The organism is Paenibacillus sp. SRL342 (assembly GCF_984798905.1).
On record NZ_OZ481790.1, the window covers coordinates 6,042,489 to 6,059,699 of the forward strand.

General features: G+C 46.0%; 15 protein-coding genes. 1 reads left to right on the forward strand and 14 read right to left on the reverse strand.

Going from position 1 to position 17,211, the window contains the following annotated elements; translation table 11 throughout:
- Positions 1 to 239: 239 nt before the first annotated feature.
- From AC4E8D_RS26735 to AC4E8D_RS26775, 9 genes are all read right to left on the reverse strand, one after another.
- Complete coding sequence (locus tag AC4E8D_RS26735) at positions 240 to 3,149, reverse strand: glycoside hydrolase family 2 protein (RefSeq protein WP_490205392.1); 2,910 nt, start codon at positions 3,147 to 3,149, stop codon at positions 240 to 242.
- A gap of 175 nt (positions 3,150 to 3,324) precedes the next feature.
- Entirely contained in the window at positions 3,325 to 4,917 is a 1,593-nt protein-coding gene (locus tag AC4E8D_RS26740; protein WP_339179494.1) for a response regulator, read from the reverse strand.
- A complete protein-coding gene (locus AC4E8D_RS26745) occupies positions 4,910 to 6,700 on the reverse strand; it encodes a sensor histidine kinase (protein WP_100529851.1) in 1,791 nt (596 codons plus the stop codon). Before AC4E8D_RS26745 ends, AC4E8D_RS26740 begins: the two co-directional genes overlap by 8 nt.
- Before the next feature lie 388 nt (positions 6,701 to 7,088).
- Positions 7,089 to 8,422, reverse strand: a protein-coding gene (locus AC4E8D_RS26750; protein ID WP_339183318.1) for an IS3 family transposase whose coding sequence is annotated in 2 segments (ribosomal slippage) — positions 7,089 to 8,020 and positions 8,020 to 8,422 — 1,335 coding nt in all. Because the reading frame shifts where the segments join, the coding sequence is not laid out codon by codon here.
- Positions 8,423 to 8,558: 136 nt separating this feature from the next.
- The gene (locus AC4E8D_RS26755; RefSeq protein WP_017692209.1) at positions 8,559 to 8,981 is read right to left on the reverse strand and encodes an OsmC family protein; all 423 of its coding nucleotides are present in this window, start codon (positions 8,979 to 8,981) and stop codon (positions 8,559 to 8,561) included.
- Between the two features lie 17 nt (positions 8,982 to 8,998).
- Positions 8,999 to 9,745, reverse strand: coding sequence for an amino acid ABC transporter ATP-binding protein (locus tag AC4E8D_RS26760; RefSeq protein ID WP_221820738.1), 747 nt, complete (start codon positions 9,743 to 9,745; stop codon positions 8,999 to 9,001).
- A gap of 16 nt (positions 9,746 to 9,761) precedes the next feature.
- Positions 9,762 to 10,406, reverse strand: coding sequence for an amino acid ABC transporter permease (locus AC4E8D_RS26765; protein WP_017692207.1), 645 nt, complete (start codon positions 10,404 to 10,406; stop codon positions 9,762 to 9,764).
- A 32-nt stretch (positions 10,407 to 10,438) separates the two neighbouring features.
- Positions 10,439 to 11,290, reverse strand: a complete 852-nt coding sequence (locus AC4E8D_RS26770) for a substrate-binding periplasmic protein (RefSeq protein WP_221820733.1) — start codon at positions 11,288 to 11,290, stop codon at positions 10,439 to 10,441.
- Between the two features lie 114 nt (positions 11,291 to 11,404).
- Positions 11,405 to 12,037 carry a TetR/AcrR family transcriptional regulator gene (locus tag AC4E8D_RS26775; protein WP_221820732.1) on the reverse strand — a complete coding sequence of 211 codons (633 nt, stop codon included), beginning with the start codon at positions 12,035 to 12,037 and terminating at the stop codon, positions 11,405 to 11,407.
- Positions 12,038 to 12,218: 181 nt separating this feature from the next.
- Between AC4E8D_RS26775 and bacA the strand changes: the two genes are divergently transcribed.
- Positions 12,219 to 13,061, forward strand: coding sequence for an undecaprenyl-diphosphate phosphatase (gene bacA, locus AC4E8D_RS26780; RefSeq protein WP_339185456.1), 843 nt, complete (start codon positions 12,219 to 12,221; stop codon positions 13,059 to 13,061).
- Positions 13,062 to 13,727: 666 nt separating this feature from the next.
- Here bacA and AC4E8D_RS26785 read toward each other — a convergent pair.
- The 5 genes from AC4E8D_RS26785 to AC4E8D_RS26805 form a co-directional block, all read right to left on the reverse strand.
- Positions 13,728 to 14,054: a thioredoxin family protein gene (locus AC4E8D_RS26785; protein WP_017692202.1), complete on the reverse strand. Its 327-nt coding sequence runs from the start codon at positions 14,052 to 14,054 to the stop codon at positions 13,728 to 13,730.
- Between the two features lie 85 nt (positions 14,055 to 14,139).
- Complete coding sequence (locus AC4E8D_RS26790) at positions 14,140 to 15,048, reverse strand: aldo/keto reductase (protein ID WP_221820730.1); 909 nt, start codon at positions 15,046 to 15,048, stop codon at positions 14,140 to 14,142.
- 178 nt (positions 15,049 to 15,226) lie between these two features.
- A complete protein-coding gene (locus tag AC4E8D_RS26795) occupies positions 15,227 to 15,400 on the reverse strand; it encodes a hypothetical protein (RefSeq protein ID WP_179088546.1) in 174 nt (57 codons plus the stop codon).
- Between the two features lie 173 nt (positions 15,401 to 15,573).
- Entirely contained in the window at positions 15,574 to 16,317 is a 744-nt protein-coding gene (gene gpmA, locus AC4E8D_RS26800) for a 2,3-diphosphoglycerate-dependent phosphoglycerate mutase (RefSeq protein WP_490205393.1), read from the reverse strand.
- Positions 16,318 to 16,390: 73 nt separating this feature from the next.
- On the reverse strand, positions 16,391 to 16,963 hold the full coding sequence (locus tag AC4E8D_RS26805; protein WP_017692198.1) for a DUF420 domain-containing protein: 573 nt from the start codon (positions 16,961 to 16,963) through the stop codon (positions 16,391 to 16,393).
- Positions 16,964 to 17,211 lie beyond the last annotated feature (248 nt).

Below are 17,211 nucleotides of genomic sequence, written 5' to 3' on the forward strand. Positions count from 1 at the left end.
CGATAGAGCGTTTTCAAAATACCATCTGGATTTTAGAGAAAATCATATAAAAATTAGATATAGACATATATAATCAGACATTAATTCGTTAAAATCAGTGATAAATTCTACTTTTAAATGAAACAAAAGTTATATTAAGGTAATATATTATCTAAATTGGTAAATTTCGAAAACGTTTTATAGAAATCGTTTACTTCAAACTGATTGCATACAAAAAGGACCCTTTCGGGTCCCTATAATTACAATGTGAATTGAATCGTTTGCAGTTTAACGATGCCGAGTAATTGCGCTACGGATATGGAGGTTGCTGGACGGAATTGATCTCCATGCAGATACGCAAGTATCTCCTGAAATAAAAAGGCGACTTCTGGACGCTTCATTAAAGCCAGGTTGGCAAACGGAAGTGAGGATATCAAAATCTTACCCTTCCCTACTTTTGCCTCAAAGGCATAAGCGAGTCGTTTGGCCCGATGGAAATGGTCCACCACTTCGATCAGCGGCTCCACCCCGGGCAACGTATCCAAACATATCGCTGGTGTACCGTTCACCAAGTGATACCAATGCCAGTCCGAAGCCCCATCATGCGGGAAGGACCCTAGTAGTGCTAGCTGTTCTCTCAAATACATGCCCATCGTTGCACCAGGCTGTGTAGCAAACATCAGGTAATTCCAGAATACAGGCAGATACTTGGTCTTCACTGAATCATATAACCCTTCTGCGGTTGACTGTAGCCAAACACTCCCCCCGTTGACCACATAATCAACGACATTGGGTGTTAACGACTGAACGATCACCAAGTCAATCTCCCGATTTTTCAACAACTGAAATCCATCGATGCGATCTACGCCATCATGTTGTGCTTCCCCGAGAAGTGGCTGCAGCTCTGCCACGGTATTCCAGAACCGATTCGAACCCGGATGAGACTGATAAAAAGGAAACGACCAGCCATGCCATACATTCGCTACAGTTCTTTCCAAATCGCCTGATATCAACTCCGCCTCAATCCGAAAAGCCGCTGCTGCTTCCCGAGGTGCTGTAGCGACGATGCTTCCCAGTGACATGACGGACCCACATTGGATATCTCCGGTCTTCCATTCTCCTTCAGTGAGTATCACATCATCGCTTATTAACCTCCACTGAATGAGCGCGTCCTCAAGCGGCTCCTTACCGTAGTGAGAGATGCGTACATCGACATGAATGGATTCTCCGGCGTAAAATGTACGCTCCTTGCAGCTTAATAACAGCACCACATCTGCGTTGAAACGCATGAATTCTTCTGGTGTTGTAATGCCTTTGTCATCCCAAAATACATCAAGAATGCCCGTCGTAGCATGTCCCTGCCCTGGAAAATCGCGAATGTCCAGAAGCTGTACCCCCGCAGCGTCCGGTGTTCGCCGAATTCGCTCCATGGCTTCTTTTAAGGAACGTACCAGATGGGTACCACTGACCTGTTGAAAATGCTCGAGGTCCTCCATCATTCCTTTGTTAGTTAACGATTCTTCGATCGGTCGTAACCAGCTAGGACGCAATACGCCAGTATACTTGGCTCGCTCTTGGGGCCGCACATACATGGTGTACTGTGCATGTTCGTGCCCAATGACGGGATGCTCCGCAAGCCGGGTGACTGCATGATAGTCCAGCGTGGTATCCGGCACAGCTGAGTATGCGGATTCCAGGGGGGGATGCCAGTTCAACGACTGGATATAATAATCACCTTCCCGCCCTTGCGCCGGAAGTTGTCCAAAACCTGTATTGTCCGTATATAACCGGGTTGGGTCGATATCCCTTGCCCTCGATACCCATGCATTGAGTTCAGGGTGACCATTCGGGCCAATGAGTTCATTCCCCATGGAGAACATGACGAATGAAGGATGTCTATGCAGCGACTGAAGCAACCCGTCCAGTTCTTGTGTCAGATAGGACAACACTTCAGCTGGCGCAGACTGATCCGATTGCTCAAAGAAACGAGACCAATGGGGAAGTTCTGCCTGTACCAGCATGCCGACTTCATCAGCCGCCTCCCAGAAAGGCTCCGGCGCGCTCCACCCATGCAGTCGGACATGATTGAAACCATACGATCTGGCGATTCGAAACTGCTGAAGATAATGCTCCTTGTCCCAGACGGGATAACCCGTCAGTGGGAAGATACAGCAATCGACGTACCCACGCAGATATACTGGTGTCCCATTCAATTCAAGCTGCTTCCCGTTTGTTGCAAAGGAGCGTACACCAAATGATTGCTCCAGTCGATCCAGTTCCTGTTCACCTTCATGGAGACGGATCACTGCCTTGTATAATTCAGGGGATTCATCCGACCATTTTGCGATAGACTTTTCTGTTCCAAGTTCCAATTGCCACTGTTCTATTACAGCGTTGATTTCAGTTAAACCTGCTGAGCTTATATCCACATGTGATGGATCACTCAGATTCACATTACAACTATATCGATTAAGCCATGTGCCGTCCGGATGCTGGATATCCACATGTAATTGCATTGATCTAGCCGATTCATTTGCGGGAGCGCTTACAGTACAATCAACCAGAATGGTTCCGTTCTCAGCATCTGGTTGAATACGTAACGTCTGTAATCGGCAGGGAGGCATACTGTCCAGATAAACACCACCTGTGATTCCCCCCCAGGCTGTGGCCGTATGCAATGAATGAATATGGCTACCCGCCAGCGGAAGTTTCATCGTATTATCCACGCGGATCTCCACACGATTCACTTCTCCCTGCTTCACCAGAGAAGTGACATCCCACTTCTGTTGATTCACCAGACTATCCTGCTGCCCGGCATACTGTCCATTGATCCAGAGATGCGTTGTCCATCGGACACCTTCCAATCTGAATACATAGTGGCATCCGGGATCCTCTGATGGAACATGGACATCCTGAGCATACCAGGCTGAGCCTTCATACTCGCGTACCTTTGTCCAGGTATCGAGCCTTTCGTATTCAGGCTCATCTCCGTATCCTTGCTCTTCCCATGAACCGGGAATCTGAATGGTCTCCCATGATGTGTTTTCACACTGTGATGGCGGTAATATCTCTTGTTCAACGAGTTTATCGGACTCCAGATCCAAACAAAACTGCCATGTTCCATTTAAGTTCAATGGTTGACGTACAGCGCCTATATCAGATACATTCATATCGTATAGCCATCCCTTCAACTGGATTCTTGTAAATCCAGTCTAAAATGTGAAACATTCCGTGACCATTGCTTATCATGGGAAGTGCATGGACAATATGATGAATCTGGGAATTTCTCAGCAATACCGAAAACGTTTTACACAATAGGCAAGGGCTAGGCCCCGCACTCCATACTTATTCCTCGTTTATATCCGTAGCCGTTCCTTTAATTGATGATTGGTTTCTGGCCTGTTTGTACGCGGAAGGGGATTCACCTACATACTTCTTGAACTTACCGTGGAAATAGTCCACGTTCGCATATCCCACTCTGGCCGCAACCTGATGGACCTTGAGTCCTTCATCCAGCAATTCCTTGGCCTTTTCCATACGGACCTTGTCCAGAAATACATTAAAGTACTCTCCTGTATGGTTCTTGAACAACTTGCCAAGATAACTACTGTTATAGTTGAATACTTCAGCAAGTACCTCCAGCTTGAGATTTTCGCCAGGGTTACGCTGGATAAATTCAATCATCTGTTTTAATACAGTATCCTTACTTCCTCCACCCATACGTTGAATAAGTCGATTCAAATGTTCCGCTGCCATGACTTTGAGGTCAGACATCGTAAATTGATGATAGACTTCATTAATCAGAACCGAATGTTCCTGCATAATGGAGTGCATATGTTGATTCGTCGCTGCAAGCTTGTTGAACGCCAGGGAAAATACCTGTGAGAACGCCGTCTTGATCGCTTGCTCTGTTCGGTGATATGGAACCAGGCGCTCTTCCATCTCACCCAGTACTCGCATAACGGACTCACTACTTCGGATGTCTAACGCATAATACAGCTTGTCCGCAAGTTCGTCCTCAACTGGCTCATGGGCTCCGTCCACAGCTTCAATTTCTGGCTTAACAACGCTTTCGCTGCCTTCATTCCACAAAATGATGCGTTGCTCCGTGAACAAGAAGCGTTCCCCGAGTAAACGATTCGCCTGTGTGTATGACCGCGCAATTTCAGAAGTGGAATGTACAGGTTCTCCCGCAGCACCGTACATGTGAACCTCCCATTCTCCCAACAGTCCTTCCAGCTCATCATACAGATTTCTTGCAGAAGACTCGGATGTGATTGTTTCCTTACTTAACAGCCCCAGACCTGAATGGAACGAGAATACAATGCCTCGGTCTTTATGGTCAAATGCTTCAATCAGTTTGCGTTTCATAACACTTCCCCGTTGCAGGTCGGGGGCTACATGCAGCTCCAGCAGCACAATCTGATAGTGAGGCCAGTGCAGTCCCAAGCTATCTTCTTCCATGCTACCCGCACCCTCCAGACTGTCAAAGAGCAAAGCCTCGATCTGATGCTCCCGATAGACGGTATCTTCACCAGCATGACGTGCAATTGTCTCCCGTTCACGGGTCAGGATTGTAGCAATACGCTCCAGTTCACCAATAATCTCTTCTTCATCCACCGGTTTGAGCAGATAACCATCCACACCAAAACTGATGGCTTTTTTGGCATAATCAAAATCCGCGTAACCACTTAATATCAAAAAGTGCGAATCCGGATGATTCCGGCGGACTTCTTCAATCACATCCAGCCCGGTCATACCGGGCATACGAATGTCAATAATCGTCAGATCAGGCTCCAATTCCTCAAACCGGGAGATGGCCTCACGCCCGCTGGCAGCTGTAGCGATGACCTGGAATCCGTATTTTTCCCACTCGATAATGGTTGTCAGTCCCTCACGTATGCTCGGTTCGTCATCCACCAAAAATACTTTATACATGTTGGTCCCCTCCTGCTGGCAAAGTGAAAGAAACCTCTGTTCCTTCCCCATATACACTCTTAATCTGTAATCCATACGGCTCGCCGTACGTCAATGTTAAGCGTTGATGTACATTACGCATGCCGATCCGACTCTTCTCCTGTTCCTCCGGTCCACAGATAAACTGCATCACCTCAGCCAGTCGTTCTGGCGTTATGCCTGCACCATTGTCATCCACACGGATCTGTACAATGTTCTCAACTAAACGAATACTTATATGAACACGGACTGTCCCCTCTTTGTTCTCCAGACCATGGACAATCGCATTCTCAACCAAAGGTTGAATAATCAAAGGCGGAATGTACATCTTCTCCACCTCGGGATCGATATGAATCTGGAATGCGAGGCGATCGCCGTACCGGAATTTCTGAATTTCCAAATAGGAACGTACCATTTCTAGTTCAGCCCGGAAGGTTGTTTTTCCACTGCCAATCTCCAGACTCTTGCGCATTAGCTTGCCCAACAGCCTGACGATGTTGGCAATCTCTGCTTCCCCTTTGATATGGGCTTTCATGCGAATGGACTCCAATGCATTAAACAAGAAATGGGGATTGATCTGGCTCGCCATCATTTTCAGTTTAATCTCTTTTTGTGCGATTTCCAATTGATTGTTCTGTTCGGTCGCTTCTACCACCTGCGTCATGAGTTCATTGATACTTTTCACCATATAGTTGAACTGTCTTGATAGTTGCCCAATCTCATCATTTCCATCAATCCGTGAAGTCACGTTCAGGTCTCCTAATGCAAGCTTGTTGAGGTGTTTACTCAGCCGGAGCAATCGGTTCGAAGTGAGGAACGAGATGATATATACGAATAGTAGGGCGATCACCAGCACCAGTATAATAAAAATCATGCCAATCAAGCTGACGGTGTTGGCGTCTTTGACGATATTTTTGGTGGCAAAAACCGAAATCACCTTCAGGCTATTCATGCTCGATCCAGGGCCCAGCTCATCAATAACAATATTAGATGGTTCCCCCCGGAAATCACCCTCTATGGTGCCTTTCGCCTGATTCTGCAGATCAACGCCAAAATCAAGCTCATCCAGCGTTTTACCCACCAGCTCGGTATTCTTGGCTGCAACCACATACCCCTGCTCGTCCGTAATCATCGTCTCGAACTGTTCCTGACGTAGCAATCCGTTCAGCTCATCCTGATTGATCACAATCATCAACACGCCCTCTGTCCGATACTCGGCAAAAGGTACTTTGCGCACCAGGCTGAGCTTGTGTACAGGATTATCTTCCTTGTCTGGGATGTAGAACCACCCGATGCTGGTTGTTTTCAATGCCTGTTGGTACCAGTAACTCTCTTCCGTCTGCTTGTCTACCGGAATGAATTCGAGGTTGTTGATCAATGTTGGGTTAGTTGAGTAAAAGCGAATGCCGGCTATCTCACGGTACAAACGCCTGTATTCCTGAAAGTCTTTGTATGCAAGATACGCTGAGGTTAACTCCACAACGCTCTTGTACCGCTTATTCACGATCTCCTTGAGATCCGCATTAAACATTAAAAGATTGGATATATCGGTTGGTACACGCAGCATGGTTGCTGTCTGGCTCTTGATCTTGTCCACATTGATGATCGTCTGTCCTATCGCATTGTCCAGGGCTTGCTGGCGAAAATAACTGGTCACAGCAAGACCAACAATCAGGACCGGAATCATGACAACCAGTACATAGGAAATGAGCAATTTATGCTTTAATTTGAGATTATTGGTGGTTCGTATCAGCCTTTTCAACATGTCTGCACCTTCCGTCATCTGTATAAGCGCTTACATATAAACAGCAGGATCAGGATGCCCTGTCCTCAGAATTAATCATACCACATAACCGCCAGAATTCGGATTGTCATTGCAATGGGTAATATATTGCCAGGCCTACAAGCCAGCCTACCTCTAGTAGAAGAGGCCGCCATTAACATGGCGACCAGGCTTACGGAATTATTTTCTACTGACAGAAGTTTAGCGACTCCTAGTTGGACGGAATCTATATCCTTTGGCTCATGGGCATCTGGAACCTTGTTCAACATCCAGCCTGACTTTACTTACGAACTGTTGATGGGTTAGAAAAGCCAAAAAGGCACTCCCACGATTAAACTGTACCCTATGTAAAGGACATTTCTAAAAAAAACTATATGGCTTCAAGAAGATGATCTCTGTATTGTACAGGGGTCATCCTTTTTAGGTTCCACTGGTATCTATAGTGATTATAGTAGGTCATATAGGCTTTAACTTCACGTTTGACTTCGTCTAACGTGGCATAGCTCTTTAAGGAAGTTTCATCCTTAAAATGACCAAAAAACGACTCCTGCGGTGCGTTATCCCAACAATTTCCTCGTCTTGACATGGATTGTCCAAGCCCCATCCGTTTCACTTTCTTCTGAAAATCCGGATGAGTGTAATGCGTACCTTGATCGGAATGAATGAAGGCATTACGACTCTTCTTGAATTTGCGATTTTTCTGTAAGTGAAGCAACGTGTTTGTCGCCAGATCCATCGTCATTCGCTCCGACACATGATAAGCCAAAATTTCATTGGTGGAACTATCCTTAATGGTGGACAGATAGGCGCGTTTCCCTTGGCCGTAACTTAAGTATGTAATATCTGTTAGAAGTACTTTGCCCGGGATGCCTTGTTTGAAGTTGCGTTGTAACAGGTTAGGCATGGTTCGATGTTCATGGGTTGCCTTCATCATTCGTTTGTAGGGATTAGCTCGTCGATGAGGGCATACAATATCGTATTTTTTCATGATTCTTCGGATGCGCTTGAGATTCCAAATGATCTGAAATTGTCCTTGCAGCGTCATCTTAATGGAACGAGCGCCCTTGTTACGTTTCTTAAACTGGAAGGCTTGACGAATGTACACACCTATTTCCTCATCAACCTGTTCCTTCTTCGTGCGTCTGTGAATGGCTGAAGTGCTCCAGTATCGGTAATATCCGCTTTTGGAGACCCCAGCAGTCTCACACAGAACACTTACCATTCGCTGAAGATGGTATTTCTCAATCACGGTTCGGATTAACCTGTATCGAAGGCTAGGCGTTAGTTTTACTCGTGGTTCCACCCCCGTTCGGCCAGGCGAATCTTTTTTAAGAGTTCATTCTCTGCTTGGAGCAGGTGAATCTGCGCTTCGAGTTTCGCGTTCTTTTCTGCCAAGGTTAACTCTCGTTTTAGAGACTCTCCTGAATGTTTGCCTCGTGTATCTTGTAAGCCTATAGCCCCTTGCTCGTTGTAACTGGCTCTCCATCGGTCGGCTGCGGCTTTGACCCGAGTCATTCCAATGATCTGAACGTCAAATCCACAAGTCTCAAAGATCTCTCTAGGCAGCCTTTCTTGCTGATTTAATGTAATAAAGAGTTGTTTGAACTCGTCCGTATAAGTGATTCCCTTGGTCGAAACAGACTTCACATAGGGATTTGTAGCAAGTTGCTCTAGTTCGCTTGTTGTAAATGTTTTCTTACTCATTAATCGTTCTCCGTCCTTGTCTCGTACATGGTATATAACAAAAACACCCCATAGAGAGACTTTTTTAAAGTATCTACTCTATAGGGTACAGTTTAGATTGGAAGTGCCTTCTCCGTATAAGATTTACTCATATGTGTTAAGGACGAGGTGTACTTACCCCATTGAGGATCAGTTTAGGATGAATATCAGCGTTCAGCGAAGCAGAAACTGCACAATATTTTTCCTCAGCCATCTGGATGGCTTTCCAGATACGATAATCCGGGATATCCCCATCGACTTTGAAGATCAGATCAATGGATGTGAAGCCTTTGGGCATCTCTTCACTTCGTGTGCCTTGCGCTTCAATCTCAATCGATTCAATTTTGTCCAAAAATGCGTCCAGAATCATCGTAATATCGATTCCCATACAGCCACCGAGACCCGCCAGTAACAATTCCATCGGGGTAGCTCCCTTGCTGTCACCACCATAAGCAGCAGTGGCATCCATGCCAACGGCGTAGCCAGAGGGTCCTTCGGAAGTAAACGCACGTTTGCCTTTCCATACGGTTGTTACATTCATGATGTTATCCTTCTTTCTTAAAATTCAGTAATCTGTTGCAAGAAACGGCGAGTGCGTTCTTGCTTCGGCTGTTCAAAGAACGCCTGTGGACTTGCTTCTTCCACAATCGATCCATCCGCCATAAAGACGATTTTGTTCGCCACATTACGGGCAAACTTCAATTCATGCGTCACAACCAGCATCGTCATACCTTCCTCTGCCAGCTCCTTCATGACGGAAAGCACTTCTCCGACCAATTCAGGATCAAGAGCTGAAGTGGGCTCATCAAACAACATCACTTCCGGCTCCATGGCAAGTGCACGTGCAATGGCAACCCGCTGCTGTTGTCCACCGGACAATCGGGATGGATACGCATCCTGCTTGTCCGACAAGCCGACCCGATCCAGCAGAATTCGGCCGCGTTCAGCTGCTTCGTCCCGTTTGATTTTTTTCACCGTAACGAGACCTTCCATCACATTACCCAGCACTGACTTGTGCGGATACAGATTGAATTGCTGGAATACCATGCCGGTCTGGCGACGAATCTCCAGTACCCGGGCACGCTGGACTCGCAGCGGATCTGCGCTGTTGACCACAATGCCGTTGACTTCGATCTGTCCTCCGGACAGCTCCTCCAGCCCATTCAGACAGCGCAGTAAGGTACTTTTGCCTGAACCACTTGGGCCGAGCAATACAACAATATCTTTGGCATCGACATGAAGATCGATGTTCGTAAGTACTTCATTTTGCTGAAAACGTTTGGTAAGTCCAGTTGTTGTAATCATCGGTTCTCTCCTCCCCTCAGTAAGCCCGGGCCAACCGGCGCTCCACTTGTTCCAGAATGGCCGAGAAGCCGATACTCATGATCCAGTAGATCACACCGATGGCCAGATAAAACGGCATGTTCAATGCATATTGTGATACCAGCAGTTGTGCTGACCGTAATAACTCGGTGACACCAATCGCCGCCACAAGTGATGTTTCCTTCAACATGCCAATGAAGGTGTTACCCATCGGCGGGATGGCAATGCGCACAGCCTGCGGGAAGATAATCCGTCTCATCGCTTGAGCCGGGGTCATTCCCGTTGCATATGCAGCTTCGGTCTGTCCTTTTGGTACAGCCTGAATGGCTCCACGGAACGTCTCCGACAGAAACGCTCCTGCATTCAGACTGAGTCCCAGACATGCAGCCGTGAGTGATCCCAAGGTCACTCCATAATCGACCAATCCGTAATAAATGACGAATAATTGCACCAGCAGCGGGGTTCCCCGCATGATGGATACATAAAACCTTGCGATCAACCTAAGCCACATCGGTCCCTTCAGACGAGCAATGGCAACGAGCACTCCAATGATGAACGCAAAAAACATGGAGATCACAGTTACATACAGCGTATAGTAAGCCCCCTTCAGAAAAAAGGGGATATTCTCAAATACCAGTTCCATGGGTCAAATCTTCCCTTCGCCTTGCAGGTTCGTTATTGCGCAGGCTCTTCACCAAACCATTTTTTGAAAATGGTATTGTACGTGCCATCATCTTTCATGCCTTTGAGAGCATCATTCAGTGCTGCTACGAGTTCCGGATTGTCTTTACGAACAGCAATACCTGCCTGGTCACTCTTAATCGGTTCACCTACAGCTTTAATATTCAACCCGTTGGCATCCACAATCGGTTTCAGTGCATACATATTGTTAATTGTTGCGTCAATCCGACCAGCATTCAGATCTTTGAGTGAAGAGATGACATCGTCATAGGTTTTAATCGTGAAGTCTCCCACTTTTGGCAATACTTCATTGCGCAGATATGATTCATCATTTGTACCCAAACCTACGCCAATCGTTTTTCCTTTGAAGTCTTCCAGCTTGGTAATATCGTTATTATCTTCTTTTACAATAATTTTAACTTGGTTCGTAATATACGGATCACTGAAATCCAGTACTTTCTTACGATCATCGGTAATCGTCATCTGGCTGATAATGGCATCCAGCTTTTTGGCTTGCAGACTTGGTGTCAGACCGGAGAACTCCTGAGATACAAATTCAACTTCAACCCCAAGACGCTTCGCAACTTCACGTGCAATATCAGCATCGTAGCCGTCCATTTCTTTCTTATCGTTCAGGAAGTTGTACGGTGCGTATGTGCCCATCATGCCCACTTTGATAACGCCAGCCGACTTGATCTGCTCCAATTCATTACTTGCCTGTGCACCATTTGTGCTTCCATTGTCTGTTGCCTTACTTCCACAAGCACTAAGTACCAGCACGGTCATCAGCAGAATTGCTGTCAAAGACCAGCCTTTACGAGTTTTCGATCCATATGTTTTGTTCATTACGTTAACTTCCTCTCAGTCGTGTATTAATCTGGATGTGCATTGGGTTAATTTATTGTGACTAAACCGCAGTTGTACCCATTATTCCCTGCTATTTGTTTAATCATGTGAATCTTACGAGCCTAATAGTCCGTAAAACTCAAAGCTTGCTGCCTCAGCTGCCAGCGATGAAGCTGTCATGGCTGAGAACTTGCTGTGCAACTCATCGGAACCGAACAACCAGCGTGTTATCATGCCTTCAATCATGCTTACCAATAGCGCTGCTCGAAGCGGTACATCCATGCCCTTAGGCAACATGCCGAGCTCGATGGCACGTTCCATATTGTGACGAAACGCAGTTTCCACAGCATTACGTGTCTCCTCGACCAGGCGTTGTACGGATTCTTCCGTCACGATGCCTTTGAGCAACAGTTCCATAAAATAGCGATTCTGCGCGGCAAACAAAAACAAGTCAGTGAACAGCCTTTCCGATGCTTTCACCATATCTTCTACCGATCCTGCATCCTTGCGGTACCCTTGTCCGATCGCCTCAAGCAACTCCTCCTTGCCCGTTAAGACAATCTCCGAAGCAATGGCTTCTTTACTCTTGAAGTGCCAGTAGAACGTCCCTTGCGCCACACCAGCCTCGCGGACGATATCGGAAATTTTCGTCTGATGGTAGCCTTGGGTTGCAAAACGCTCCATCGCTATGCGTATTATTTGGTCCCGCCGTTCTTCACCGGGTTCCAAACCGTTGATTTTGGTCATTCATGTAACCCTCCCGATTGATCAGTCAGTCAGTTAATTTATATCCTATGGGATAACTAGGTTTTTGTCAATATAGTTTTAAACAAATGGTTACAAGTATAAGTTGAAGTTGAGTGCATTTGTGATCATAATAGGTGATAGCCTTGTTCAAATGAACAGGCATGGTCAAGCAGGACAGCCTATGCTGTCACCTGCATTTCAAGGAGGAAGAGAATTGGATATTATATCATCCATTATTATGGGCATCATCGAAGGTTTGACAGAATTTTTGCCCGTATCCTCCACTGGACACATGATCCTGACTGCCCATTTGCTCGGTTTATCAGAGGACAACGAGTCAGTCAAAACGTTTGAGGTGGTTGTTCAACTCGGAGCTGTACTTGCTGTTGTAGTACTGTACTGGAACAAATTCATTGATATGTTCCGCTTCACTGGAGGGAGCAGACCTTACTCCCGCCGCCTCAATCTGGGACATATCTTCCTGGCGATGGTTCCTGCCGTAGTCATCGGACTTGTATTCCGCGACTGGATCAAAGCACATTTGTTTGGTCCGGAAACAGTGCTGTACAGCCTCGTTATAGGTGGTATATTGATGATCGTGGCCGAACGCTGGAGCCGTAAGAGTGAACGAATTACAACCCATGATGTTGACGATATCTCTTACAAACAGGCATTCACGGTGGGTATATTTCAGATCTTGGCATTGTGGCCAGGCTTCTCCCGTTCCGGGTCAACGATCTCAGGCGGTCTCATTGCAGGGGTAAGCCGTGTAGCCGCTGCGGAGTTCACATTCCTCGTGTCTGTACCAATTATGATTGGTGCTACGGGATATGACCTTTACAAAAGTATCGATCACCTGAACAGCAGTGATTTCCCAATCTTTGCGATTGGATTCATCGCTGCTTTCATCGTCGCCATGCTTGCGATCAAGACGTTCCTGTCCATTTTGAAAAAATTGAGCCTGACCGTCTTTGCTGTATATCGCTTTGTCTTGGCAGCCGTGTTCTTTATTATTTTGATGTAAGCATTACAACTCAAGTAAATAGAACGGCAAAATCAATGGCGGCCTCACTTTCCCTTGGGAAGTGAGGCCGCCATATTTTATATTCTGAGCTACGTTTCTGTTGCTTCACGATTCTGTAACGGCTTCAGAGACAGGAATATCTGTAATTAGAAGAAGTTTGACCCTTCATTACTTCCTTCTCTGCCGGATTGGATCATGGGTGATGCCGACTAGGTTTACTATGTATTATGGACATCCATATTTATGTTCACTTCTGAAATGCAGGCTGGCTAGTACCACTCTTTTACTTGAATGTTCCGGTGTTTCTTTCGACTCTTTAATCTCTCACGCAGATTATATCTATTCTCCTTTTGTTCCTGCAGCAGTTGTTTTACTCCAATCATCAACAATCGATATCTCCGGTCGTCATTGTGACTTAATTGGTGCATTTCCTCAAAAATTTCATTCTTCATATGGGTCTTGTTCACTCCAAATATTCAGTTTGTTCTCACAGTATACATGGGAGCACTGAACAAATTCTAAACAAGCGTTGTTTCTCCACTTCGAATGCAGATTTGAATACACATCATGCGTGCTGGAATGAAGCAGAAAAACCCTTCCTGTCGCGTGACAAGAAGAGGTTTCCTTAGCTAAGTTAATTAAACAAACTGCTGAGCCTTCGTTCGCTTAAACTTTGGATTCAAGCGTCTCCAGATACTCGGAGATTTGAGCAGGTGTTTTAGCCCATTTGCTATGCAGATGTGCGATTTTCTTGCCGTTCTGGAAGACGAGCAGGCTTGGAATCCCGCGTACACCATTCTCTTCGGCAAAAGGCTGGAACTTCTCTGCATCCAGGGCATAGAAGGTTTTGTCCGTATGTTGGTCGATAACATCCCCGATAAAACGATCCAGGTTTTTGCAATCCGGACACCAGGTTGTATCAAATTTAATGACGGTAAAACCATCAGAGTTGATTGTATCCAAATACTGCTGTTCACTTTGAATTCTTTCCATATGTCTTCTCTCCCTTTTATGTTCCTTTTTTGGCTGATCTTCATTGTACCTTGTATAGTTACAATTGAAAATAGGCTGTACCGAGTTAACGATGCTGCTTGTACAGATTAGCGGGACTAAGCTCTCGTATTTCCTGAATTTCCGCAGCGGTGAGTGCAGGCGAATTCGAAGCAGCCATATTGTGCAGCAACTGTTCTCTTGAACTGGCACCAGGGACAACAGCTGCTACGGCAGGATGGGATAATGCGTAGCGAATAGCCGTCTGAGCCATGCTCCGTTGATCCGTAACAAGACGACTTAGCCCTTGCCGAATGGTATATAGTTGCTCTGGTGTGTAGTCCAGATAACCTTTGTCTGCCTTGGCAGATCCAGAATCGGCTAGCACACCGCTAGCTACGGGCCCACGGGCAATTACACTGATCCCCTTTTGTTCCAATAAAGGCAGCACTTCTTCTTCCGCTCTGCGGTCAGCAATGCTGTACTGGTTCATCACACTGACGATGGATGCCCTCTTTACATACTCCCGAATCACATTGGGACGAATGGAGGAAATTCCGTAATATCGGATAAGTCCTTCCTTCTTCAGTTCCTCAAACGCTTCAATCGTCTCTTCGATGGGGTCGTCCAAGGTCCCGCCATGCAGCTGATACAGATCGATGTAATCGGTCTGCAGACGCTTCAGACTTTCATGTACAGCCTGCTTAATGTAGGCTTTGGACGGGTCCCATGACCAGCCCTCTTTGCCCGGCATACGACGATTACCTACTTTGGTCGCCACAATGACTTGGTCCCGACGCCCTTTAATAGCTTGTCCTACAATTTCCTCATTACGCCCTGCGTCGTACAGATCAGCAGTATCCAGCAGATTGACTCCATGATCCAGAGCCTCATGAATCAGGCCCATAGCATGCTCCATTTCAGTTCCAAGTGACATACATCCCAGCCCAATCTCAGACACCATCAGTTCGGATGTACCCAGACGATTTTTCTTCATATTGCATCTCCCTTCATACGTTCTGCAAGTATCCATTGTATCATTCTTGCTGACAAAAATCGCTTTACACACAAAAGCAATGGACTGCTTTTGATTGCACAAAAAAACCTGGAACGACTTCATCTCCAGGTTTCTCATGATCATCATTTTAATTCAACGATAAACGAACTATCGCAATCTATTTCACTTCCACGCGTGGTCTAGTTTTACTTGTTCCATTGGACGACGAATTGGAGTTTTTCATCATACCCGAGACAGTGCTAAACAACTTATCTCTTGCTTGTTTGTTCCTCATCAGATAAGTCACACCTGCGCCGATAGCCGTCATGATAATTCCTCTTCTTTTAGACATGTGCTTCTCCTCCTTCAGGATAAATGTACATCGTGTCTTGTTTGACAATTACCCTGTGGGAGCAAAACGAAACGAAGTGCAAGCTTGATCGCAGAAAAAAAGATGACCGCTGAATTAAAATTCAGCGGTCATCTTCACTTGCTCTGTTGAGGCATAAACGTTCACACACCCGTTTAATCAGATGGCGTTGCCACATGGGTCATCTCTTCATGTTTGTAGGTAGAACCATCGGCGGTCAGATAAAAGTGTCCGATGGGATGCAGATTTTCATCCAATTCGTAGACAAGCGGAATGCCTGTCGGGATATTGAGCGCCATCACGTCTGCTTCGGACAATTGGTCCAGATGCATGACGAGTGAACGGAGCGTGTTCCCATGCGCAGAGATCAGCACCCTTTTGCCAGCAGACACCATCGGTTTAATCTCCGCATTCCAGTAGTCCAGTACACGCTTCGAAGTATCCATCAGGTTCTCCGTAAAAGGAATGGTACATCCGAGCCGCTTGTACTTGTCCAGATCCTGCACATAACGGTCATCCGTTTCGTCCAGTGCCGGGGGAGATACGTTCACAAATCGTCTCCATTCCTTTACTTGGTCTTCCCCATACTTCAGAGCCGTCTGCTGTTTGTTCAGTCCTTGCAGCGCACCATAATGGCGTTCATTCAGCTTCCAAGTCTTCGTAATGGGAATCCACATGAGGTCCATTTCATCCAGCGCAATATCGAGTGTTCGGATAGAACGTTTCAGCACGGATGCATAGGCGTAATCAAAATCAAATCCCTGTTCCTTCATGATCTTCCCTGCTTTGCGAGCTTCTCCGTAACCATCCGTCGTCAGATCCACATCTGTCCATCCGGTAAAACGATTCTCTACATTCCACATGCTCTGTCCATGGCGAATCAAAACAACTCTGTACATAAACGTGAACCCTCCTTCCATGGAAACATTACCCGCAGGTCAAACTAATTAGCACAGTGAAACGTTCATTACATTAATAATATGGTGCCATCATGAGATATACCACAACACCTGTAGAACTGACGTACAGCCAGATTGGCATCGTCCAACGTGCGATTTTGCGGTGTTTTTTCAATTGATTCGTCCAACCCCAGACAAGTGTGAACAATGCCAATGGAACAATCAGGGCTGCCAGTATACTATGGGTAATCAGAATGAAGAAATAGATCGAACGAATGATGCCCTCGCCGCCGTATTTGGACGTCTCTGGTGAGAGGTAATGGAACGTCAGATAGGTCACAAGGAATAACAGTGTCGTTGAGAATGCAGCAAGAATAAATCGTTTGTGCAGCTTCACATTCCGCTTGATAATAGCAATAAGCGCTGCGAGCAGGAAGATGAAGGTAAAGCTGTTAAACACGGCATTAAACCGCGGCAACACCGTAATATCAAAGGTTACATCACCTTTGTAACCAATCGATGGTGCGAAGAACAATAATAAAATAATGACATTAGCGAGAATGGAAATGGTGATAATGATGCCTGCGAAATTTTTATTACTCGTCGGGGATGGAATGTTCGGCTCCCCTTTGTTATTTTTGCCCAATGCAAAATCCTCCTCATATCCTAACTTCTATGTTCTATATCATTATATCTCGGCAATTCCGGGCTGTTAAGTGACAACACTCTGAACAAAAACCTTAGTACTACATGATAAAATGCCCCTTTACGGCTATTTTCAATCAAATCCAAACCAGCTCCCATTTACCCAAGTCCATATTTGTGGTATAATTAATGCAATTAATCACATACGCGTTGAAACTGGAGGAGCCTGTCACCAAGGGCCCCTCTTTG